The organism is Acinetobacter sp. YH12142 (genome assembly GCF_013418435.1).
In the GTDB taxonomy this organism is placed as follows: Bacteria; Pseudomonadota; Gammaproteobacteria; order Pseudomonadales; family Moraxellaceae; genus Acinetobacter; species Acinetobacter amyesii.
In genome coordinates, this window is record NZ_VPCB01000024.1 from 1 (window position 1) to 22,950 (window position 22,950).

Below are 22,950 nucleotides of genomic sequence, written 5' to 3' on the forward strand. Positions count from 1 at the left end.
ACAATAGCAAGAGTGAACCACCTGATCCCTTCCCGAACTCAGAAGTGAAACCTCTTAGCGCTGATGGTAGTGTGGGGTTACCCATGTGAGAGTAAGTCATCGCCAGCTCATTATTCGAAACACCCCCAACTTAAACGTTGGGGGTGTTTTTTTATGCGTGGAAAGGAAAAAGATAGAGGGGGATACGGAAATTAAGCGCTGGTATCCAACGCTATAAGTTTACATAGAACGATAAAATTATCTTAACTGACGTCGTGCATGCTTTAATGCTGTTCTTAACCCTTCTTCTAAAGTTGGATGATAGAAAGGTTTATCCAAAATTTCATGTATGCTTAGTTCTTCTGAAATCATCCAAGCTAGCAAATGTGCTAAATGTTCAGCTTCTGCACAGAATAGCTCAGCTCCTAATAGTGTATGGTTAATTGTATCCACATATACTTCGGCAGCCCCTTTATTTTTAGCAGCAACAATCGCACGACCTTGTCTTTCGTAAGAAACGAAACCAATGACGAATTCTGTGTTTTTATCTTGTAGTTGCTTATAGCTTTGACCAATAGTTGCCATTTGTGGTGTAGAAAATAAGATGCCTAAAGGTGTTAGCGTCTTGATGGATTTAGTTTGTGGAAAATTTAAACAGTTTTGTACAGCAAACTTGCCTTCATGAGCTGCTTCGTGTTGGATAGGGGTATTGGTATGTGCATCACCGACGATAAAAATAGGATAATCTGCTAATTGCTTTGTATGAGGGTCGATCGGTAATTTTTTTAAATCTTTAAATTCCGCACTTATACGTTCTAAACCTAATGTATTTAATAATGTATGTCTGCCAGTTGCAGCTAAGACATAGTCAACTTGTAGCGTTTTTTGTACGTTTTCTTCAGTGTAGGTTAGATGAACTAGATCGCCTTCAACAGAGTAATGTTCAGGTAAAATTTCAAACTTTAGCTTTAACTCTTTACTTAATTCTTCCTGTGCGAGCTTTTGCAATATAGGGCTACTCAGTGAGCCAATTTTTCGACTACGTGCAAAAACGGTGGTGTTTATATTAAGCCGTGCTAAAGCCTGAGCTAATTCCAAAGCAATCACGCCACTTCCAATAACTGCGACAGATTTTGGGAGTTGTTCTAATTCAAATATCTGATCGGATGTAATTAATTTATCGCCTAATATTTGTTTTTGTTCAGTATCTATAGCAGGAGTTGTACCTACTGCAAGGATAAATGACTTGGCTTGATATGTTTGGTTATTTACTTGAATTGTATTTGAATCAATAAATTCAGCTTTTCCTGAAATTTTATGTTGGCTTGGCCAGCTTTTAACATCTTTTAACGTGGCTCTTGTAAAACGATCACGTAAGGTTTGAACATGTTGCATGACGCTAGAGGTATCAATTTCACTTTTGACATCTAGCCCTAAATTATCAGCATGTCCTATTTCGTACATACGGTTGGCAGTAGAGATAAGTATTTTACTGGGCATACAACCGACACGTGCACAGGTGGTGTCCCAAGGACCATCATTAATGATAAGAATATTTTGTGTTTTTTTAATTGCTTCTTTATAGGCTGAAATGCCTGCTGTTCCTGCACCGATAATGATGATGTCGTACATTTTTCTAAATTTCATTTTAAATAATTATAATTAAATATATAAAAAAACCCTCCATAAGGAAGGTTTTATTTCAAATACTTACATATTAATATTTAATGGATGTTGGTTGGCTCAAAGTTGTTGTAATAACGCCGTTATTATTCACTGATTGTCCTTCAAAAGTAATATTATTGAAAATATGTTTAAATTTGAGTACTGTGCCATTTAAAGAATTTTTAAATGTAAAAATATTAGTACCTTCTAAATAAATACTTCCAGAAAAATTTTGGGAATTTGAATTTGGAGTTTCATTTTCTATTCGACTACCAGAAATTGTTGAAATGCTTGGGATATCTAATACTTGCACGGAATTAGATTTAATTCGATAAGTAGCAAGAGTAGATGGATTCCCTGGCAATGAATTAATAGTGAAAGAAACTGATTCGACTTCAGGTGTATTTGGGTTGTCATTTGTTAGAACATCAAATGACGAGTTATTTTGTAATACAAACAGTTCCCCATCTGTTGATGTTGGGTCTTTATAGATGCTTAACGCACCCTTAGTTTCAGTTGTTTCGTCTTCATATGTTAATGTTACTTGATATTCACTATCTGTTTCATTCATTGAAACGATTCTTAACTGCTCTGTCTGACTTAAACCCCAACTTTGTTTATAAGGGTAGCCAAATACACCAGTAACCCAAATATCATTATATTTTTTATCAGTATTGCGATTATCAAAAATGATAATCATCGTTTTTCCAGTAAATGCATCAATTTGTTCTTGTGATAGTTTCATACCTGAAACTTCATCATCATTAACATCAAAGTCCCAGTTATTATATTTTTGAGGATTTACGCTATTTAGCGCAGTTTTAATTTGTTCGTCACCAAAAAGGATATAACAACCTGTATTTGCATATGTACCTGAATCCATACATTTTTCACGATAAAAAAATGCCGTTTTATCTTTGTCGAATAATTTTTTTGCATCTAGAGCTATTTGTAATGGACCTTGCGCAAATGTATCCATTGAATGATCAATATAGCCTTTTGCTGTTGATGCATCGTTAGGATCATAATTACCGAATAAATATTGCCCTTCACGTTTTAGAATATCTAACTGTGCTTTTGCAATTTCAGTTGGGGTTGTTGTACCACCATTGTTATTATTATTGTTTTGATTAGAAGAATCTGTTCCTTCGTTATTAAAATATCCATCACTACCACCACCACCACAAGCTGTAAGTATAGTGGCTAAAGTAAGTACAAGTGTCCCTTGAACGAATTTCATGAAGTACCCCAAAATAGTTATTTATGTATAGAAAAAGTTATATTGCGTAAAGATACCACACATAAAAAATGGCGCAAATAGCGCCATCTTTATATTCGTCATTTTATAGTGCAGTCCCGACACTTACACCAACGGTTGGACGTACATTCATAGAATTACACCCTGTTAGCAACAACGTTGTAAATAAAACTACAAACACGAATTTAGTCATTGAGCAAACCTTGAGCCTTAGCTTGATTGAAAAGAGATGTCGAACGAGAGCCGCTGCGACAAATCATCAAAATGGGTTTAGGGAGCTCATTATAATATTTGGCAAATTCCTTCACGTCTGTTTGAAAAATTTTACCACTTTGCACAGGTTGATACACAACACTCACATGAGACTTTTCAGCAATCCCTCTTAACTGTAAAACAGTCACTTCATTGCCCGCCTCACTATCTGGTCGATTCACAATCACAGATTTAAATTTAAGTTGCTTGAGTAAACTTGAAAATTTATCTGTGGTCATTTGTCCAGAGACACTTAAATTTGCATTTAAAGGCTGACTGCTATTATCTGCATATGTAGGTGCTGGAAAGATGCATGTTGCGATCAATAAAGCTTTTTGAATGAAAGCCTTAGTCATCCAAAAGATCCATCTGTTTTGCTAGTTGATATAGGTTATTTGAACGGTTACCTGTACGACAGAACATGAGTACTGGCTTTGGCAATTCATTAAAATGATTAGCAAAGTTACGGACATCTAGCTCAGAAATTTGACCCGCAACAACAGGTTGATGAACATAGTCTAAACCAGCGCTACGAGCTGCTTCTTCAATTTGAGCACTGGTTGGTTGCTCAGGACCACCTTCCATGTCAGGGCGGTTATTGATAATCGATTTAAAGCCTTTTTCAACCACTTGCGCTACATGTTCTGGGCCGATTTGACCTGCAAAACCAACATTTTCGCTCATTGAGTCACTCCATAATTTAATTCATAGATTTATGCTTTATGATAGCATTAAGCACAAACTTGAGCAGAATGTTCTTAAATTTTTATAAGCGATTACAACCATAAAATAACGCAATGGAGCGCGTATGCACGCCTATACAGTCGAACCACTGTATGTCAAAAGCGGACAAGATGTTATAGCTGCTGACTTTTATCGTCCAAAATCTGTTGAAAAACCTGCAGTCATTCTCATGGCACATGGTTTGGCGGCATTACGCCAGTTTAAATTAGTGCAATATGCCAAGCGCTTTGTACAAGCGGGCTATGCTGTCGTGTTGTTTGACTATCGCTATTGGGGGGGTAGCACGGGGCGTCCGAGAGAATTAGTGAACCTTAAAGCTCAACTTGAAGATTGGCGGACCATGATCGATCATTTACAGCAGCGTAAATCGATTGATTCAAGGCGCATTGTATTATGGGGAACATCGCTGAGTGGTGGCTATGTACTCAGTTTGGCGGCAGAGCTTAAAAATATTAAAGCGGTGATGGTACAAGTTCCATTTGTCGACGGCGCTGAAAGTGCAAAATTGTATCCCCTACAGCAATTACCCAAAGCATTAAAATTATCAAGTCAGGACTATATGGGCTCAAAAGTTGGGATGAGCCCAACGACTTTGCCTGTAGTTCATCCACATCGATTGTGTTTTTTACAGTCTGAAGACAGTTATGCGGGCTATTTATCGATTGTAAATCCTGATTTTTATTGGAGTGGCGAAATTCCGGCTCGGGCCTTTTTTAAATTAATTCGTTATCGTCCAATATTGGATGTCCGTAAAATTAGCATACCAGTACTTTTTATTGCAGCCAAAGAAGATGGTTTGATTCCCATCGAATCAAGCCGAGAAACTGCGACCAATATTGCACCGTATGTGCAATATTATGAGTGGGAAATGCAACATTTTGATATTTATCATGGGCAATGGTTTGAAAAAGCCATGGCAACCCAATTAGAATTTTTACATCAACATGTTGGAGTCAGCTAAATGATCGTTGTGTGTCCTGAATGTGGTGCAAAAAACCGTGTACCTGAAGAAAAACTCGAAGTTGGACCTGCATGTGGTCAATGTCATCAAGCATTGATTCCATTGGCGCCCATCGAGTTGAATGAAAAGAACTTTGCCAACTTTATTAGCAATAGTGATTTACCTGTGCTGATCGATTTATGGGCTGAATGGTGTGGACCATGTAAGATGATGGCGCCACACTTTGCACAAGTTGCAAAATTTAATCCGAAGGTGGTTTTTGCCAAAATTGATACCGAAGCAAACCCTCGATTGAGCGGTGCATTTAATGTTCGTAGTATTCCTACACTGGTTTTGATGAATAAAACCAACGAAATTGCTAGAATAAGCGGTGCAATGCGTGCTGGTGAGTTACAACAATGGCTCAATCAGCAGTTAAATCTACCTCAATAAATGTCAGCGCCAGGAGCTAAAGTGTCAGAAACTCATGTAAAACCTGAAGGAACGCTTTCCCTACAAACCATCGCGATGCCTGCAGACACCAACTGGAGTGGTGATGTTTTCGGTGGTTGGATCGTGTCACAAATGGACTTGGCCGGTGCAATTCACGCAGAGCGTTTCAGTCAAGGACGCTGTGCAACGATTTCAATTAACCAAATGACCTTCCTCGTTCCTGTGAAAGTCGGGGATGTCATCAGTGTATATACCAAAATTTTAAAAGTGGGTAATACCTCTATCCAAATGCAGATTGAAGTTTGGGATAGTCACGACAGTTCACGTGATCCAATTCGCGTAACCGAAGGTGTATTTACATTTGTCGCTGTCGATGTGAAAGGTGCTAAGCGTCAAATTCCTGCGGATGCAAAAGCTAAATTTGCTGCAGATCAAGCTTAATTAAAGTAAGACAAAAAAAGCCGCTCAATCGAGTGGCTTTTTTTATGAATAGTGGCTGAGAAATTAAAACATCGTGTTTGAGTTGGCACTGGTTTCAGGAATGCTTTGTTGCACATCCCAATGTTCGACGATCTTGCCATTTTCAACACGGAAGATATCAATAATCGCTTCTCCACGGTCTTGATTATTCTGCGTAGAGTGCACATGTAAATAGACCAAATCACCTTCGGCAGCGGCACGTTTGATCTGGTTTTTTGCTTCAGGATTTTGTTTAAAATACTGGGTAAAATAATCGACAAAAGGCGCTTTGCCATCAGGTACATGCGGATTATGTTGAATATATTGATTGCCAATATATCGGTCAGCATATGTCTTAACCTGATGTTTAAGAAAGACACCTTCATAAAAATCAATCACGATTTTCTTATTTTCCGCCGCTTGGCTGGTTTGAATATTGCTTTCAGCCGTTTGATTTGGAGTTGTTGGCGTTGCAGGAATAGTACTTTGACATGCAGTTAAAAACACCGCCATACTGATGAATGAAAGGGGAATGATTTTTTTCATAAAGTGCTCAATATATTTGTGTCGTGCAAGCATATTGAGCGGAATTAGGGCGTATAAATAGTAAAAAACAGTCTTGATTTTGCTGAAATTTGGTAAAACTTATACTTACTTAAAAGTAAGTTTTATTTACATTTATTTATTTTTCAGAGCAGATTTTTCCACCCAAGCCCAAAGCATTTCACATTGAATCGGTGCTTCACCAGATTCATCGGTGACTAAGACCTGTACTAAGGTTTCACCTTTTTCTGTGCTTTGCATTTGTCGTTGCTGTTCGGGTGTAAGCGTTGCGATGGCTTTCATCCCACCTTGGGTTGGACGTTTAAAATCAACTTTGAAGCTTTTAATCAGGACAATGGCACTGTCTGGGACGTTCATTGCTGTGACAAAGCCTGTGGCTGTTTCTGCGATCAGCGCCATGGCACAGGCATGTACTTGCCCGATATGGTTTTGCATCGCCTTATGATTGGCGATGCTCACCTCAACACGCTCAGGGCTGACATGTTGATAACGAATTTTAGCGGTACCGACCATAGGCACGACGCGACCAAATGCTTGACTGAGCAAACGACTCTGAAGACCTTTCGGTAATTTAGATGATGCGTTTACGATTTTATGTAGGCGGTTTGGTCGTGTCATGTCGTCCTCTATGGCAAATGTAATGCCTTAGTCTTTAAAGTTATTAAATTGAAGCGGCACACCAAACTGTTGCTCTTTTAAGAACGCCATCACTTGTTGCAAAGTGTCACGTTTCTTGTCAGTCACACGAATTTTGTCGCCTTGAATAGAAGATTGCACTTTAATGCCGCTTTCTTTAATGGCTTTATTGATTTTTTTTGCAGTATCAGAGTCAAGACCGTCTTTTAGTTTGATCACTTGAATGACGTTTTTACCAGAAGCGGTCATTTTTTGTGGATCGAGCGCTTGAATGTCGACTTTACGTTTGAAGAAATGATTTTCGAGCATGGTATACACTTGCTCACATTGGAAATCGCTTTCTGTTGAGATTTTGATTTCCTTATTTTTCTCATTTAACTCAATTGAAACGTCTTGACCACGGAAGTCAAAACGCGTCGCAATTTCTTTTTGCGTGTTTTGAACTGCATGATTTACTTCAAAAACTTCTAATTCGGAAACAATATCAAAAGAAGGCATAGATTAGACCTTTACAAAGGGAAAGAATATCTGAGATGCTAGGGATGTTTTCTTCATTTGCCAAGTGTTGTTTACATCAAAAGGAGTGCGCAATGATCCGTAAACAAGAAATTACAACATTTGAGTTCCCAGAAGACTCGATTATCTGGGATGTTCGCGATGCAAGTGCTTATGCTGAAGCACATGTGAAAGGTGCGGTTAACCGACCGATCAACGCATTGTCATCAGATGCACTGACTCAGGTGTCAACGGATCAACCCATTTACATTTTATGTGGTGGCGGAAGTAAAGCTCCACGTGCAGCAGAGTTACTAGAGGGTTTTGACAGCTCACGTGAATATGTAATCTTAATGGGCGGCACGCGTGCTGCTCGTGATGCCGGTCTTCCTTTGGAACAAGGGAAATAAGATCGAATCAAAAAAAGCGCCGAAAGGCGCTTTTTTATTGCAAGTTATTTTTCTTGAGGTGGTGCTGAGGGCACCTGACCTTGAAAATAAGGTTTCTTGGTTTTTTGTTTCGCTTTGGCGCGTCGTATAAAACGTGCTGCATGAATTTTATCGAGTAGCTGTGTTGGAATAGGGCAGGCTTCTTTTAAGACTAGCGCGGCAATGATTTCACTACAGAGCGGTGCATACAGGAAACCTTTAGAACCGAGTCCACTACAGCTATAAATGTGCTGATCTTCATGGACTGCACCAATTACCGGGAAAAAGTCTTTCGTCTGTGCGCGAATCGCAGCACGTCCATGCCATTGCTCAATCGGTGCTAAGGTTTTGGCAAAGTCAGGGAACACACTGTGGATAAGTTCATAGTTATGCACATGGTCTTCGGTGAGAACGTCGGTGTCATCACGGCCGGGATAAAATGACGCGCCCATAATCATCTGTTCGGCATCCAGTTGCATACAATAGCCTCCATAACTATAGGCGGTATGCATATCCATTTGTTGAGCGGGGTTGTTCAACCAACTGACTTGTCCACGAATGGCACGCAGCTCTGGATAATCTGTTTGTAGCTGCATACTTTCACGTGCTGCACAGAGAATGACATGTTCGACAGATGGAAGCTGCTGATCCTGTGTAAATAGCGCAACGCCATTTTGTTGCTGCTCAATGCGTTGAATATCTGCTTGTAACAATTCAATGTGCGGATGTGCCAAGATTTGGTCACGAAGCTGATGTGGACTGACCGCGCCTGCTTGTTTGAGGAGCAGGGTTGGAAATGCTGAAGCTAATTGATTTGGCGTGCCTTCTTCAGCAGCTAACACCTCTGAAGGATAAGCTTGAGCTAAATCAAGGTATTCTGCTTTATTTTTTAAAATAGATTGGTGAATCTGTAAGGGACGAAATGCCTTGAAGTTTTGATAATGCTTGAGCGCATATAACCAACTGAGGGTCATCAGATGCTCAGCACTTTGTTCAATTGGACAGAGTTTAGGGTTGAGTAGAGCAAGAGGATTACCCGACCCACCGCTGAGTGGTGCTGATTTCTCGTAAATACGCACTTGATGCCCGCGTTGAGCAAATGCCCAAGCACAGCTTAAACCTGCGATGCCAGCGCCAATAATTGCGATTTGACGAGGGTTATGACCTACAGTGATTTCAGAATTTTTTTTTTCGTCTAAAGTGGGTATGTCCGCAACTTCGGATTGATCATCTGAACTTTCAGGTGAGAGCCAAAAGGCTTTGAGCATTTCACGTTTATGTGCAAAGCCACGTGGTCGTGTAATAGTAATGCCATGTTCACGTAAGCCGCGTTTGAGTACACCGGCCACACTAAATGAGGCGAAGGTCGTCCCAATGTCCGATAGACGCACGATATTTTTGAGTACGTTTTCTTCCCACATGTCAGGATTACAGGCAGGTGCAAAACCGTCCAAGAACCATGCATTGACTGTAGTAGTTTTTGCCATGACAGGAAAAACGTCGTGTGCATCGCCTAACCAAAGATCAATCGAAAAACGTTCTTCTGGAAAATTGAGTCGATGACATCCCGCAATAGGTTCAGGATATTGCGCAATCAGTTGCTGTGCCAATGGCTGTAATTCAGGCCATGCATTTAATGCACGAATGAGATCTGCTTTAGATAAAGGGAATTTTTCTACAGAAATAGCATGTAGATGACTGTGATTATTTGGACGAACCTGTTGCCATAATTGCCACAGGGCCAAAATATTTAAGCCTGTACCAAAACCTGTTTCGCCGACACTGAAATATTCAAAATCAGTCAGTGCCGCAAGGCGAGTGTCGAGGTCATTCCCTTTTAAAAACACATGACGTGTTTCGAGTAGGCCGTTATCCTTCGAAAAATACACATCACCAAACTGTTTAGACACTGGTATATCAATGCCATCGATCATTTGCCAATCGAGATCGGCAGTCTGAATTGCACCTGACAAAACTCAAGCAACCTTTAAATTGAAGTAGAAAAACGAATTACCATTGACGACGACGTTTGGTATAGACGTAACTGGCCAATAAGAAACCTAAAATCACGCCAACACCCAGTGTGGTCCCGCCGTATAAAAACATCTGCGCGCTACGTTCACTTTGTAGCACTTGTACTTGTACGCCCAAGCTATCATTTTTAAGTTGTAATTCTTGGTTTTGCGCCAAGGCTTCAAGGTTAGCTTTTTCTAACTGTTGTAAGCGTACAGATTGGTCTTTGACCATTGCTTTGACTTTGGCATCTTGTAGCGCTTTATTTTTTGCCAATTGTTCAATGGTCAATGGATTCGCATCTTGAGGTTGACCATTAGGATTGACGGTTGCCGCCACTTTAATGATGCCCGGTTTATTGGCAGGAATGGTATGCGGCACAGGATTGGGAGGAGGTGTTGCAGTCGTTGCTTGAGCAGCAGGGGCTACAGCAGGTGCAGGAGCCGGTTCTTCAGCCCATGCAGTTGAACAAATTAAAGATAAGCCCAGTAAACTAGAAACAACGACGCGCATGAACCTTATCCTTTAGGAAATGCTTTGTTAAATGGTTTGACATCAATTTGGCCATAAACCCCTTCTTTGAGGAAAGGTTCATCTGCCAACCATTGGTCTAGGGCTTCACGACTATCAAAATCGACAATGATCGTACTGCCATAAAAACCAGCTTGCGGGTTAGCCGGATCTTTAGGCATCGCACCTGCAACAATCAGACGACCTTCATCATCAAGTTTTTGTAGACGTTCAAGATGTTGAGGACGAACCGCAAGGCGCTTTTCCACTGTACCTTCATTATCTGTACAGCTTACGACGAATAATGGCATGACTTTTCCTGATTTTTGACCGAATGGATTATTCTGAGGTCTTAAAGTATTTACGTAATACAATAAACTGAATAATGATAAAGGAAAACATCACGATCATGTCACCAAAAGCAGTGAATTCACCCCAATATTTTCCGTCTGCAAACAAATAAGCGAAAAAGGTGTGTAAACATGACATCACCACGAACATTGCAGCCCATGCATAGTTCAATCGTTTCCAACCGACAGCGGTTAAATTTAAGACTGGACCAAATAAACGTTCGATGAGTGGTTTCTTATCTTTACTAAACAGTGGAGAAAGTAAAAACGCCCCAGCAAACACTAAGTTCAGTAAAACGGCTTTTAACCGAATATAAAAATCATCGCTTAGCATCAGGGTAATACCACCAAAAATCACGGTCATGAACAACACAATCCATTGTTGTTTATCTAGACGGAATTTTTGCATGACAAACAATGCACCATAAACCACAAGCATGGAAATGATGAGACCTGATGTTGCCACAAGAATGTTATTGTTATCGACACCCCCAGCAGAACCAATTAATTGTAATAATGGGTGCTGCGTATCTTTTGGATCTACAGTTTTATATAAATAAAAGAAAATAATGAGTGGCACAAAGTCTAAAAGTGCTTTCATGTTAGAGTATCTAAATCTGATCAAATAAATGACATAGTATAGAGATGCAAGGCGTAGATTTACATACACACAGTAATATTTCTGATGGTACTTTGTCACCAGAGGCTCTGGTGCAGGCCGCAAGTGCTATTGGAATTCATACGCTGGCTTTGACTGATCACGATACGATGGACGGATTGTTGGCTGCAGAGCAGGTTGCGCATGAATTAAAGCTGCAATTAATCTCTGGTGTGGAGATTTCTAGCCAGTGGTCGAGACCTGCGACCAAAAAAAGTTATGGTGTGCATATCGTCGCTTTAAATATGCAAAATCCTGCGCCCTTACAAGCCTTATTAATGGATCAAAAGCGTATTCGAGCGGAACGTGCTCGGCAGATTTGTGACTTACTGATACCGTTAATTGGTCAAGATATTTATAGCGATGTGGTTGCCAAAGTCGACCATATTCCAGATCGGGTAACACGTACCCATATTGCCAAAACTTTGGTGGAAAAGGGGGTAGTTTCACGTCCACAACAAGCTTTTGATAAATATATTAAAGAAGGCAAAAAAGCTTTTGTAAAATTTGAAGGTCCGAGTCTTGTTGAGACCATTGAGGTGATTCATGCCAGTGGTGGCTTTGCAGTGTTAGCGCATCCAACGCGTTATGATTTATCTGCGACCAATATTCGTTATTTGATTGAAATCTTTGCTGAAGCGGGCGGTGATGCAGTGGAATTACCACCGGCAATTGAGCCATTATCGACTCGTCAAATGGTGGATCGTATGATTGCTGCCTTTAACTTAAAAGTTTCTGTTGGGAGTGATTTTCATGGTGACAATATGCCATGGATCAAACTCGGCAACATCCCTCGAGTGAAAGAAGGGCAAGTTGGAATCTGGGACAGTTTTAAGTCACATTGACATCAGGATCTTCGATAAACGGTGAAGTTCGATAATGCTGAATGTTACGGTAAAGCAGATAGAGGCAGCCCACGGCAACGCATGCCCAGAACCATGCCTTGAACAAAAACGCGATGATAAAAACACTGATGGCGATTATGCACAACAGTAGACTTGTCACGCGTTGAGGATGCCTCTTGGTCAGCAAGGCAGATTGCATGGTAGGTTGATGTTTAAAATTGCGATAAGGAATAAAATCAATGGCGCTTGAGAGTGCCAATTCGAGTTTATCAAAATGCCGTGCCTGTGAACTGATACGATAGCTCTGCCCATAACTGGTTTTCAGTTTGAGGAGATAACCGGGTTGATCTTCTTCACGAACGGCATGAATTTCCGATAAATAAGGTAAATCCAACGTAAGCCGTGTTGGAATCTGCTCAAAATAGATATTCCCCGTATAGGGCATGGCAAAGTAGTTTTTCATTTGATGAAAATCATCAAGCTGATCATGCGCATATAACTGCACGATGGTGCGCGTACGTGCCAAATAATGCACCCAAATCTGTTGCCCAATGAGGGCAGAATTCAATTGCACATGAATGTTTAAAAACAAAGTACTCGCAAAGACTTGATGGAGATCGACGCTAAACCATTTCGCCTCTTCAAGTTCATTGAGCTTTAAGAGCAATTGTTGCTGTTTGCCTTGCCACCAATGTTCACGGACATCTCGATAATCCACAATCACAGCATCTGAACTGCGTAAGGCGTGTTCTTTTAAATCCAAAGCCAATTTGGGATCAATCAAATGCTGTTGAATCCAAAATGGAAATTTGATTCTTTGCGATTTGTCACGAAATATACTGATGACAAATAGAGCACTCATCAGGAATAAGAATTGCCAATTGCTTTGCCATGATGTGAATAATATGCCTTGCCATGCTAGGAGTAATGCGATGCTAAACAGCAACACAACGAACATGAAAATCACAGCAAGCGCTTTGCAAGGATGCAGAATCGGTTGTGGCTTATAAGTGAAAATCCGTTTTTTTATTTTCATGATTTTTCCTTATTATGGGTGTTGTATGGATCATGGATCTGAATGCGATCCGTGCATTCAGGCGAAACGCATACCAATTATAATAAATTATGATCTTTAGCTTGAATCGGTGGTGGGGTGGGTTTTCCTAAAGTTCCAAGAAGTTCAATTTCAATAGTACGCACCATCGAGTCCAATGGAAGGTCATTACTTTGTGTACCAAAGGGCTCTTCAATCTCAGAACTCAGCGCATCTAAGCCTAAAAAGGTATAGGCCAAAATCCCGACCAAAAGGGGGGTCGCTAGACCTAAAGTAGAACCCAAGCTAAAGGGTAAGACAAAACAGAAAAAATAAACGGTTCGATTCAGCAAGACTGAATACGCAAACGGTAATGGCGTGGTGGCAATACGGTCACAGCCGGTTTGTACGGTGCTGAGTTCCATCACATGCTGATTCATCTGGGTATAAATAATATCTGAAATCTCACCATCTTTGAGCGCTTGCATCAGCTCCCATTGAATCAAACTCAACGTGTACTGCGGTGCATTGGCTTGTTGGTATAGTTGGGTGATGGCATTCGCGCTCATGCCGCTGGTTTCAACCAGTTCTGTGGGATTGGCAGTTTGATGGCGGAGTCGGTCACGTAAAACGTTGGCAAAGACGATCACATGTTGAATCACACGTTCACGACGGCCTTGACTGAGTAAACGGCAGTCACGGTCAAAATGTCGCGCGTTGGCAATCAAAATGCCCCATAAACGCCGAGCTTCCCACCAACGGTCATAGCAGGCTGAGTTTTTAAAGCCCAAGAAAATCGACAGCACAACACCGATCAGGGTAAAGCCGACCAAAGGAAATTCGGTAAAATGGAAGATATCGACATAGGATAAGCCGCCCACAATGGCAGACAGCAACATAACGATCCCGAGCGGCGGTAAAACCTTAGGTAAAATCGTTCCTCGCCAAGAAAATAGCAGTTTAAAAATACTCGGTTGGTCACGGACGATCATGTTCGAATGATAATTTCTAGTTTTAAAAAATTATGATGATCTTCGGGTTTGCTCAAGCACTTGTCAATAACTGTTTCATGCAGATGAGTGTGCTTGGAGCAAGCCATGTTCAGCAAAGGAAAAACTCCCTTCTGTTGAGATAATACAATGATCGATCAGTCGAATTTCCACCAGCTGACAAGCCTGCTGAATGAGTCGAGTCAATTCAAGATCGGCAGCAGAAGGTTCTGCACGACCGAAAGGATGATTATGTGCAATGACAATACTGCTGGCATGTTCAGAAATGACATAACGCAGCAGTTGATTGATGGAAATTTCACAGGTATTGAGGCTGCCATAAAAAAGTTTTTTAAAGTTTATTTTTCTTAAATGCGCATCTAGACAAAGCACGCCAAAGACTTCTTGACGTTCCGCTAAAAATTCAAAGCGAAGAAAGTTTTGCAATTGTTCAGAATGTTGCAAGTGTAAGGCTTCATTTTGAAAATGTTGACTCACATAGCGTTTACCGAGTTCTTTTACCGCCATGAGCTGCGCATATTTACTGTTTCCGATGCCATGAAACTGGCGCAAATCCTCAAGTGACGCATTCATTAGCGCTTGCAACTGACCAAAATGTTGGATCAGGAGTCGTGCGAGCTCGACAGCAGAATGCTGCTGGGAACCAGAGCGTAGGAAAATAGCCAGTAGCTCAGCATCGGATAAACTTTGTGCGCCTTGATGAATCAGGCGTTCACGTGGGCGCTCTTGTTCAGGCCAATTTTTAATTGATTTATTCATTATTCTTAGACTTTTTTATTATCAGTCAATCGGCTTTTTCACAGCAGATTGTTGGGTCAGTGCATATTTAATGCTATTGTGAGCGCCACTGCAACAGATAGGTAGCCTGTTCGTGAGCTTTGATTTAAGTGTAATGCCCACAAAAAATATTCTTTTAGGTGTCACTGGTGGTATCGCAGCCTATAAAAGTGCCATTCTTGTCCGTCGGTTAAAAGATGCCGGATTTGATGTGCGCGTGGTGATGACTCAAGGTGCGCAAGCCTTTGTGACCTCGCTAACGTTTCAGGCGCTTTCAGGCAACCCTGTGCATACCGAATTACTCAATCCCGAAGCAGAAGCGGGCATGGGGCATATTGAATTGGCACGTTGGGCTGATTTGGTATTGGTTGCTCCTGCAAGTTGTGACACGCTGGCAAAATTTGCGGCGGGTTTAGCAGATGACCTTCTTTCGACACTTTATCTTGCGACTAAAGCACCCGTCTGGGTTGCCCCTGCGATGAATCAGCAAATGTGGGCAGCCAAAGCGACACAGCGTAATTTAAATACACTGGTTGAAGATGGCGTACATGTGATCATGCCCGATGCCGGTTCTCAAGCCTGTGGTGATGTGGGCTTAGGGCGTATGCCTGAGCCAGAAGATTTAGCGGATCAAGTGACGGCCTATTTTCATCAAGCACAGCGAGCTATTGCTGAAAAATTTGGCATGCTTGCAGGCAAACATGTGGCGATTACAGCCGGTCCAACACGTGAGTCGATAGATCCTGTACGTTATATTTCCAACCACAGTACAGGTAAAATGGGGTTTGCACTGGCAGCGGCTTGTTATGCAGCTGGGGCTAAAGTAACGCTGATCGCTGGACCCGTCAGTTTAGATACACCAAATGGTGTACGACGGATTAATGTGCAGTCTGCAATTAAAATGTTAGACACCAGTCTGCAAATGTTAGATGAAGGCTGTGATATTTTTATTGCAACAGCGGCTGTTGCTGATTATCGCGTGGCAGAAGTTGCAGAGCATAAAATCAAAAAAGCTGGCGATGAACTCAATGTGGCTTTAATTAAAAATCCAGATATCGTTGCAACAATTGCGCAGCAGTCAAAACGTCCATTTATGGTGGGATTTGCCGCTGAGACACGCAATGTCGAAGAGTATGCTGCAGGCAAACTTGTGGCAAAAAAACTCGATATGATTGCGTGCAATGATGTTTCACGTAAAGACATTGGTTTTGCTTCAGATGAAAATGCCATGACCGTGTTCTTCGCCGATCAATATCAAATGGAAAAGCGTGATTTAGAGAAAGCTTCAAAACAAGAAATTGCACAGCAATTGGTGGAAGCCATACATGATGCGCTACATCATGAGCCTGAAACGGACGATGAATAATTTCAGTTGATTCCTTAAAAATCCCCGCAATGTTCGGGGATTTTTTTATGGCGCTTTTTAGATGTTTTGTTTAAGGCTCGTTATTGAAGAAATCACAGGGGGACCGGTTTCATATTGAAAATTTGACGGCTAGGAAACTACTACCAAAATGGTCATTTTCAACAAAAATATGTCAGCAAGAGACCAAGGCTGTCAGTGTTTTAAAACAGTAAAAATGCAATTTAAGTGATTGATATCAAAATTAAATATAAAATTGAGAAATCTTGATAATTTGGCTTGTACTGTGTGTTTTATTGGCTATTATGAAGCAAACAATGAGGAATGTTTGGATCGGAATCTGTGATCGGTCTGACTTTTTCATCAAGAATAAATGCATCATGGGGGATGCAATATGTTTCGATGGCTCACCATTTTTTTACTGTTGAGTTTGGCTGGTTGTAGCTATTTTGTCTCGACAGATGAATTATCTCGGCAGATTGAGCAGCAGATGCAGCACGAGTTTGATCAGAATCCAGATTATCGGCAGTACCATTTACGGATTCAAAATATAAAAGTATTAGAACGTAAGGGATTAAGTTTTAAGGCTCAGGCGACGCTGCAATACGATGGTCAGCCTTATACTGTTTTGGTCGAGATCTACAAAGACCTGCAAGGCTATGCATGGAAAATAGATGAAGAACAATTTGCCTTCATTGACGAAGCTGAAATTGCAAAGTATCAGGCGCAGTTAGATCAAGAGTTGAATCATTTGGTTGAGGAATTGGAACAACCAACAGAAGAGGTTGAACCTGTTACATCGGCGCCTGAGAGTTATGTGGGTATGCGTGAGGAAGAAGATCCATCTGATTATCAATGGACTGGCTATGATGATGAACCTTTTCCCAAAGGGAATATTACGGTCAATAGTCATTGAGTGATGATGTGACTGTTTAGATGATTTAGCTGAGTTGTCGATCTTACCAAGCAAGCACTTTAAGAAACATGAAAAATAAAAAAAGCCCGCAAAATAGCAGGCTTTCACTTTTTGAAGATTAATCTTCTAAAACGACTTTAGGATGATCACGTAAATAGTCTTCAGTACGTTGCATTGCATCTTTAATATTTTGGATGGCATTTTCCACATCTGCAAAGGTTTTGGCATTGCCACCACTTAAAGCCTGACGCCATTTTCGAGCACCTGGTAGATTTTGGAATAAACCTAAAATATGACGGGTAATGATAGAAAGCGGCGCACCTTCTTCCATGCGTTTAGCAATATACGGTAGCATCTGATCGATAATATCGAAACGGTTGGGTAATTCGAGATCCCAAAGCTGACCGATCTCAGCCAATAAATACGGGTTGTGATAAGCCTCACGGCCAATCATCACGCCATCAACATGTTGTAAATGTTGCTGCGTTTCAGCAAAGGTTTTCACCCCGCCATTAATTTCGATCAATAAATTTGGACGTTCTTGTTTCAGACGATAAACATCTTCATAACGTAAAGGTGGCACATCACGGTTTTCTTTTGGCGACAACCCTTGCAGCAGGGCAATACGCGCATGCACGATAAAATTGTCACAGCCAGTCTTTGCCACGGTATCGACAAAATGTAGCATTTCTTCATAAGACTGCATGTCATCAATCCCGATGCGGTGTTTCACGGTCACTGGAATATCAACAGCATTTCGCATTTCAGCAATACATTCTGCAACCAAATCAGGCTCTGCCATCAAGCATGCGCCAATTTTATTGTTCTGAACGCGGTCACTCGGACAGCCGACATTGAGGTTTACTTCATCATAGCCCCAGTCCTGTGCCATCTTGGTACAGGTCGCTAAATCTTTAGGATTTGAACCACCTAGCTGTAACACAATCGGGTGTTCTTCGTTGTTATAGTCCAAATGACGATTCGCACCGCCAAATAAAATCGCACCTGTGGTGACCATCTCGGTGTAGAGAATCACAGTAGGGTTAAACAAGCGTGCAAAGAAACGATAGTCACGAGTCGTCCAATCCATCATCGGCGCAACACTAATTCGTGGTTGAAGTTTATTTTCAATGGGTTGGAGATCAGTCATTAAAAAAACACGCCTTAAAAGAACAAGATGGAAGAACGAAATGGAAAATGGTGAAGAAATACCAAAAGCTGTCCGAAATACGATGAAAAAAACCGCATTTCAAGACGCGCGCAATATTAGCATAAATTGTGGTTTGGGGCATGGTCTTGCTAGTGTGCCGTATTCAAAGTCAGGCTAGAAAGAGTTGGAAGTGCGGCTTAAGCAATTTAAATTTTTATGTGATTAATCTATAATTTTATAAACTTTATTGTATGGTTTCTCAGCAAATTTAACTGCCTGCCTTTATGTCTTTATTTTCCCAATATCTAATGCAACGCCAATTTTGTATCTCGTTTGAATATCTAACGACGCAAAAACCGCATTTGGTCCCAACGACATTTGCGGGCTTTCCTGTGTGCATGACATTGGCTGACCGTGTACAAAGTGACACGGATATTGCTCCTCTAGAAGCGCTGCATGACTACCCTCAAAGCATTGAAAAAATTCTGCATTATTCGGGGAAAGGTCGAGATATCTCAGATTTTCAAACTTTTCTGAAAGATGCTCAGCAGCACGGGGTAGAGAATTTACTTTTGCTCAGTGGCGATAAACTCAAGCAGCATCAGGATGGGGCAAATGATCCGACTCTACGGAGCCGTTATTTAGAGTCGGTCAATCAAGTCATGGCAGCCAAAGACTATGGCGGGTTTTATTTAGGGGTAGCATTTAATCCTTTTAAATATGCAGAAGCAGAAAAGGATGCGCAGTATTTTAAATTGAATAAAAAAATTCAAGCTGGCGCTGACTATGTGATTACACAGTTGGGCTTTGACATGGATGTGTTGAGCAGTTACCAACGCTATATGCAGCAATACTATCCACGTGTACCTGTACTGGCTTGTGTCATGCCGCTGACATTTGCCCGTGCCCGTTTTATGGCCAAGCAAAAAATCGCAGGCATCGTGCTTTCAGCAGATGTATTAAATTTTTTGCAACAAGAACAGCAAACTGACGCCATACAAGCTGAACAGAATGTCTATGCCCGCTGTGCCTTACAAATTTTAATGTGTCAGCATTTGGGTTATGCAGGGGTTCATTTATCGGCTTGCCATAAAGTGGAAGAGCAAGAGAAGTTGCAAAAAGCAATTTTGCAATTTGCGACATTAACGTTTGAACAGTGTTTGGCAAAATGGAAAATGCTTTGGCGCTCTAGTGTAGAGGTGAACTTCCAACCGACGGGCGCAAATAACCATAAGGCTCCAGTTGAACAAGTTTTGAAATATAAAAGTATGCATGTCATGCATGAGTTATTTTTTAGTTCAAAACTGGCCAAAGGGGCGGGATCTTATATTTTTTCGGCCAAATTATGGCAAAAACCGAAAGCTGATGCGGCCTTGCTGAAAACAGAATTTATCAGTAAACATGGCATCGTGGGCTGTGAAAATTGCGGACAATGTCGTTTAGGTGAAACCTTATATATTTGTCCTGAAACCTGTCCCAAAGGATTAGCCAATGGACCCTGTGGTGGCTCCAACCTTGACCGCTGTGAGTTTGAAGACCGTGAGTGTATACACTCGGTCAAAGCGCGGTTGGCGAAAGCCGTGGGTCAAGAAAAAATGCTGAAGCAAGAGCTCATCCCTACCGTTGCAATTGAAACTCGGCACAGTAGTTCTTGGAAAAACTGGTTCGTTCCACCGACATCGCCACCAACAGAACATTAATTCACTTAAAGCATTATTCAGTCTGAAGCCTTCATAAAGGTGAATCTTTCAAGCGCTAATCATTCTAAAAATCAGACGAATAGTCGTATAAAAAAATGAAAAAGATGAAATAAACAATTAAGATCAACAGCAGATGAAAATCAAAAATCAAAAATCAAAAATCAAAAATCAAAAATCAAAAATCAAAAATCAAAAATCAAAAATCAAAAATCAAAAATCAAAAATCAAAAATCAAAAATTAAAAATAGAAATTTGAAGAATTTGGGGAATACCACATGATGAAAAAGACCTGCTTAGGAATAGCTTTAGTTTTCACATTGTCAGGCACAACAGGCTGTTCAGTTGTCATGGCAAGCAAGCAGCCAAACAAGAAAAATACCGAAATGATTCAACAAGGGCTGTCTCGTAACTTGGTGATTGCTGAATTTGGCGCACCAATCACCTCTGAATATAAAAATGGCAAACGTTATGAAATTTATACCTTTACCCAAGGTTATTCGACTGCCAGTAAAGTCGGACGTGCATTTTGGCATGGTGCTGCAGATGTGGCGACCGTGGGGTTATGGGAACTTTTAGGAACACCTGCCGAATCCGTTTTTAATGGAAAGAAAATGTCCTATGAATTGATTTTTGATGAAAATGATCTGTTAGAACGTTATACCTATCTCACACAAGATGAAACCAAATAGTTGAATACAGAGATATTTTGATTGCATGCTGGTAAACAATTGCGCTAAGTTCAAATGGTAGAAAAATAAACGAATTATCCATTGGAATTTAGCAGGCATGATGCTACTTGAAGAAATATTCAAAAGTAAAAAGTCGGAACATACCGACCAATTTAATTTACGCATTCATCGAGGTTTAAGTTGGCTGAAAAAGTCGATTGATCTTCAAGATGATCTCGATTTGCAATTTATCAGTTTGTGGGTGTCCTTCAACGCAATATACGCGCAAGACTTACAGATTGCGCAGGACAAGCAAAGCTTAAGGCAGTTTTTATATGTGATCTGCCAAAAGGATGCAGAGCATAAAATCTATAATATTTTATGGGAGCGTTTTAGTCAGCCGATACGGTTGTTTTTGGATAATCCCTATGTTTATCAGGGCTTTTGGGATTATCAAAATCAAAAAATTAGCCATGACGCATGCAAAGAGGGCTTGGCGCATGAAAAACAAAAAGTACTGCACGCGCTTAAAGAAAAAGATTCCGTTGATATTTTAATGGTGCTGTTCAATCGCATGTATACGCTACGCAATCAAATGGTTCATGGCGGCGCGACCTATAAAAGTTCGGTCAATCGGAAACAACTTCAAGATGGCTGCACAATACTGTTGGCTCTCTTACCGGTGTTTATGGTGATTCTTTTGGAAAATGCAGAAACCTTGGATTTAGGCAAACCCTTTTATCCTGTGGTGCAGGTCAGTTAATTTCAAAAAAATAAAGCCACAGTAATGTGGCTTTAGAATAATGATCCAGACATTTCATTGTGGATATTTTAGTTGCCGCGCAGTATAGAGTTGATCGATCAATACAAAAAATCCAGCAGCAATGACTAAGGCTATCCCTGTCATGCAGGTGGTGGTCCAGCCGCCATGATGCCAGGCGAATACGCCCAAAGCTGAGCCACATGCACCACCGACAAAATAAAAAGTCATGTAAATTGAATTGATTCGAGAGCGTGCAATCGGGTTGAGTTGGAAAATAATATTTTGATTACAGCTATGCACCATTGCCAAACCTAGATTGATTAAACCATAGCCCAAAATATAAAAAGCAAGAGATGATCCACCCAAATACAGCAGTCCCCAACTGAGGGCTAAGATGCTACAACCGAGCCAAGTTAATTTTCGGTTAAAACCCAAATCCGCCCAACGCCCAATCCATTGTGTTGATAGCGCACCAAACACACCAACTAAAGTCACGACACCGACCCAAACATCGGCCAATTGAAAAGGTGGCTCAGTCAGTAACATGGCAATGGTGGAAAACAGCATACTCATCGCGGCAAAGACACAGCCCCCAATCAGAGAACGGAAAATTAACCGTGGCTCATGTTTGAGTAATGCACCCATGGATTGGAAGACTTGGCTGTAGGGCATCCGTGTGATGCTGACCACGGGCAGACGTTTTTTGAGTAAGAGTGCTAATACCAACATCAAGAGCGCACTGAGGATGTAAATCGATTTCCAATGAAACAGATAGGACAATAAGCCAGAGAGACTGGTCGATAACAGAATGCCGACCAATAACCCACTCATTAAAAAGCCAACAACTGCCCCAATTTTTTCAGGTCGTATCGCAACAGTGACCAAAGGGATAAGAACCTGAGCAGCCACTGAAAATAGCCCCGTGATAATGGTTCCTGCCCAAAGCATGTATAGATTGGTCGAAAAAGCACAGAGGGCTAAACCCACAGTCGCACCAAGCATAAGCAGAGGAATAAATTTGGCTTTATTTACAATATCGCCAATCGGCACAATAAACAGTAGACCCAAAGCGTAAGAGATCTGCGCGAAAGTGACGGTAAGCGCCACTTCAGGTTGTGGAATTTGAAAGCTCTGTTGGATAGAAGCCACTAAAGGTTGGCAATAATAATTGGCACCCGCACATAAACCACATGCAGCAGCCATAAGCCACAACAGGGTTTTATCATGGCTAATGTCGATCGAGGCTTTCATAAATTGTCCAGATATTGGGCGGAAGCGTATGCAAAGAATTTGCTGCCACGCTGTTGTGGTCACTATAAGG

The 22,950-nt window shown here is 41.0% G+C and carries 27 protein-coding genes and 1 rRNA gene; 12 read left to right on the plus strand and 16 right to left on the minus strand.

Features of this window, described 5'->3' with window-relative positions:
- A 5S ribosomal RNA gene (rrf, locus tag FTU77_RS14555) occupies positions 1-108 on the plus strand; the annotation flags it as partial.
- Positions 109-237: 129 nt separating this feature from the next.
- On the opposite strand, the gene FTU77_RS14560 is transcribed toward rrf, so the two are convergent.
- The 4 genes from FTU77_RS14560 to FTU77_RS14575 form a co-directional block, all read right to left on the minus strand.
- A complete protein-coding gene (locus tag FTU77_RS14560; RefSeq protein ID WP_180056099.1) occupies positions 238-1,611 on the minus strand; it encodes a dihydrolipoyl dehydrogenase in 1,374 nt (457 codons plus the stop codon).
- An 85-nt stretch (positions 1,612-1,696) separates the two neighbouring features.
- Positions 1,697-2,884, minus strand: a complete 1,188-nt coding sequence (locus tag FTU77_RS14565) for a hypothetical protein (RefSeq protein ID WP_180056100.1) — start codon at positions 2,882-2,884, stop codon at positions 1,697-1,699.
- A gap of 203 nt (positions 2,885-3,087) precedes the next feature.
- The gene (locus FTU77_RS14570; RefSeq protein ID WP_180051231.1) at positions 3,088-3,510 is read right to left on the minus strand and encodes a beta-lactamase hydrolase domain-containing protein; all 423 of its coding nucleotides are present in this window, start codon (positions 3,508-3,510) and stop codon (positions 3,088-3,090) included.
- Entirely contained in the window at positions 3,503-3,838 is a 336-nt protein-coding gene (locus FTU77_RS14575) for a TIGR01244 family sulfur transferase (RefSeq protein ID WP_078191321.1), read from the minus strand. The genes FTU77_RS14570 and FTU77_RS14575 overlap by 8 nt, the downstream gene beginning before the upstream one ends.
- Positions 3,839-3,962: 124 nt before the next feature.
- Here FTU77_RS14575 and FTU77_RS14580 point away from each other — a divergent pair, with 124 nt between their 5' ends.
- From FTU77_RS14580 to FTU77_RS14590, 3 genes are read left to right on the plus strand one after another with little or no spacing between them, the layout of a single operon-like run.
- Entirely contained in the window at positions 3,963-4,859 is an 897-nt protein-coding gene (locus tag FTU77_RS14580; protein WP_180051228.1) for an alpha/beta hydrolase, read from the plus strand.
- Positions 4,860-5,291 (plus strand): thioredoxin TrxC, encoded by a 432-nt coding sequence (gene trxC, locus FTU77_RS14585; protein ID WP_180056101.1) that lies wholly within the window; start codon positions 4,860-4,862, stop codon positions 5,289-5,291.
- A 21-nt stretch (positions 5,292-5,312) separates the two neighbouring features.
- Entirely contained in the window at positions 5,313-5,732 is a 420-nt protein-coding gene (locus FTU77_RS14590; protein WP_078191328.1) for an acyl-CoA thioesterase, read from the plus strand.
- Positions 5,733-5,795: 63 nt separating this feature from the next.
- Here the strand turns inward: FTU77_RS14590 and FTU77_RS14595 are convergent, their stop codons facing one another.
- From FTU77_RS14595 to FTU77_RS14605, 3 genes are all read right to left on the minus strand, one after another.
- On the minus strand, positions 5,796-6,296 hold the full coding sequence (locus tag FTU77_RS14595) for an ester cyclase (protein ID WP_180056102.1): 501 nt from the start codon (positions 6,294-6,296) through the stop codon (positions 5,796-5,798).
- Between the two features lie 132 nt (positions 6,297-6,428).
- Positions 6,429-6,932, minus strand: coding sequence for a DUF4442 domain-containing protein (locus tag FTU77_RS14600; RefSeq protein WP_180024582.1), 504 nt, complete (start codon positions 6,930-6,932; stop codon positions 6,429-6,431).
- Positions 6,933-6,959: 27 nt separating this feature from the next.
- Positions 6,960-7,448 (minus strand): YajQ family cyclic di-GMP-binding protein, encoded by a 489-nt coding sequence (locus tag FTU77_RS14605; RefSeq protein WP_078194203.1) that lies wholly within the window; start codon positions 7,446-7,448, stop codon positions 6,960-6,962.
- Between the two features lie 92 nt (positions 7,449-7,540).
- Here FTU77_RS14605 and FTU77_RS14610 point away from each other — a divergent pair, with 92 nt between their 5' ends.
- Entirely contained in the window at positions 7,541-7,855 is a 315-nt protein-coding gene (locus tag FTU77_RS14610; protein ID WP_078194202.1) for a rhodanese-like domain-containing protein, read from the plus strand.
- A gap of 44 nt (positions 7,856-7,899) precedes the next feature.
- Here the strand turns inward: FTU77_RS14610 and mnmC are convergent, their stop codons facing one another.
- From mnmC to FTU77_RS14630, 4 genes are read right to left on the minus strand one after another with little or no spacing between them, the layout of a single operon-like run.
- A complete protein-coding gene (gene mnmC / locus FTU77_RS14615) occupies positions 7,900-9,846 on the minus strand; it encodes an FAD-dependent 5-carboxymethylaminomethyl-2-thiouridine(34) oxidoreductase MnmC (RefSeq protein ID WP_180056103.1) in 1,947 nt (648 codons plus the stop codon).
- A 37-nt stretch (positions 9,847-9,883) separates the two neighbouring features.
- Entirely contained in the window at positions 9,884-10,399 is a 516-nt protein-coding gene (locus FTU77_RS14620) for a hypothetical protein (protein WP_078191313.1), read from the minus strand.
- 5 nt (positions 10,400-10,404) lie between these two features.
- A complete protein-coding gene (locus tag FTU77_RS14625) occupies positions 10,405-10,707 on the minus strand; it encodes a YciI family protein (RefSeq protein ID WP_078191312.1) in 303 nt (100 codons plus the stop codon).
- A 28-nt stretch (positions 10,708-10,735) separates the two neighbouring features.
- Positions 10,736-11,347, minus strand: a complete 612-nt coding sequence (locus tag FTU77_RS14630) for an inner membrane-spanning protein YciB (RefSeq protein ID WP_078191311.1) — start codon at positions 11,345-11,347, stop codon at positions 10,736-10,738.
- Between the two features lie 44 nt (positions 11,348-11,391).
- Here FTU77_RS14630 and FTU77_RS14635 point away from each other — a divergent pair, with 44 nt between their 5' ends.
- On the plus strand, positions 11,392-12,249 hold the full coding sequence (locus FTU77_RS14635; RefSeq protein ID WP_111885437.1) for a PHP domain-containing protein: 858 nt from the start codon (positions 11,392-11,394) through the stop codon (positions 12,247-12,249).
- On the opposite strand, the gene FTU77_RS14640 is transcribed toward FTU77_RS14635, so the two are convergent.
- From FTU77_RS14640 to radC, 3 genes are all read right to left on the minus strand, one after another.
- Positions 12,236-13,285, minus strand: a complete 1,050-nt coding sequence (locus FTU77_RS14640; protein ID WP_180056104.1) for a hypothetical protein — start codon at positions 13,283-13,285, stop codon at positions 12,236-12,238. The two genes, FTU77_RS14635 and FTU77_RS14640, sit on opposite strands and share 14 nt — an antisense overlap.
- A 77-nt stretch (positions 13,286-13,362) precedes the next feature.
- The gene (locus FTU77_RS14645) at positions 13,363-14,274 is read right to left on the minus strand and encodes a bestrophin family protein (protein ID WP_078191309.1); all 912 of its coding nucleotides are present in this window, start codon (positions 14,272-14,274) and stop codon (positions 13,363-13,365) included.
- 75 nt (positions 14,275-14,349) lie between these two features.
- Complete coding sequence (gene radC / locus FTU77_RS14650; RefSeq protein ID WP_180056105.1) at positions 14,350-15,051, minus strand: DNA repair protein RadC; 702 nt, start codon at positions 15,049-15,051, stop codon at positions 14,350-14,352.
- Positions 15,052-15,163: 112 nt separating this feature from the next.
- On the opposite strand from radC, the gene coaBC reads away from it, so the two are divergent.
- Positions 15,164-16,435, plus strand: coding sequence for a bifunctional phosphopantothenoylcysteine decarboxylase/phosphopantothenate--cysteine ligase CoaBC (gene coaBC / locus FTU77_RS14655; protein ID WP_180056106.1), 1,272 nt, complete (start codon positions 15,164-15,166; stop codon positions 16,433-16,435).
- A gap of 391 nt (positions 16,436-16,826) precedes the next feature.
- The gene (locus FTU77_RS14660) at positions 16,827-17,348 is read left to right on the plus strand and encodes an Asp-tRNA(Asn)/Glu-tRNA(Gln) amidotransferase subunit GatC (protein WP_180056107.1); all 522 of its coding nucleotides are present in this window, start codon (positions 16,827-16,829) and stop codon (positions 17,346-17,348) included.
- Between the two features lie 118 nt (positions 17,349-17,466).
- Here the strand turns inward: FTU77_RS14660 and dusA are convergent, their stop codons facing one another.
- A complete protein-coding gene (gene dusA / locus FTU77_RS14665; protein ID WP_180056108.1) occupies positions 17,467-18,498 on the minus strand; it encodes a tRNA dihydrouridine(20/20a) synthase DusA in 1,032 nt (343 codons plus the stop codon).
- 284 nt (positions 18,499-18,782) lie between these two features.
- Here dusA and FTU77_RS14670 point away from each other — a divergent pair, with 284 nt between their 5' ends.
- From FTU77_RS14670 to FTU77_RS14680, 4 genes are all read left to right on the plus strand, one after another.
- Positions 18,783-20,198, plus strand: a complete 1,416-nt coding sequence (locus FTU77_RS14670; RefSeq protein WP_180056109.1) for a methylenetetrahydrofolate reductase C-terminal domain-containing protein — start codon at positions 18,783-18,785, stop codon at positions 20,196-20,198.
- Positions 20,199-20,331: 133 nt separating this feature from the next.
- Entirely contained in the window at positions 20,332-20,454 is a 123-nt protein-coding gene (locus tag FTU77_RS16060; protein ID WP_257223647.1) for a hypothetical protein, read from the plus strand.
- A 22-nt stretch (positions 20,455-20,476) separates the two neighbouring features.
- Positions 20,477-20,887, plus strand: a complete 411-nt coding sequence (locus FTU77_RS14675) for a hypothetical protein (RefSeq protein ID WP_180009025.1) — start codon at positions 20,477-20,479, stop codon at positions 20,885-20,887.
- A gap of 97 nt (positions 20,888-20,984) precedes the next feature.
- Entirely contained in the window at positions 20,985-21,629 is a 645-nt protein-coding gene (locus FTU77_RS14680) for a HEPN domain-containing protein (RefSeq protein ID WP_180022580.1), read from the plus strand.
- Positions 21,630-21,683: 54 nt separating this feature from the next.
- On the opposite strand, the gene FTU77_RS14685 is transcribed toward FTU77_RS14680, so the two are convergent.
- Positions 21,684-22,880 (minus strand): MFS transporter, encoded by a 1,197-nt coding sequence (locus FTU77_RS14685; RefSeq protein WP_180056110.1) that lies wholly within the window; start codon positions 22,878-22,880, stop codon positions 21,684-21,686.
- Positions 22,881-22,950: the final 70 nt, after the last annotated feature.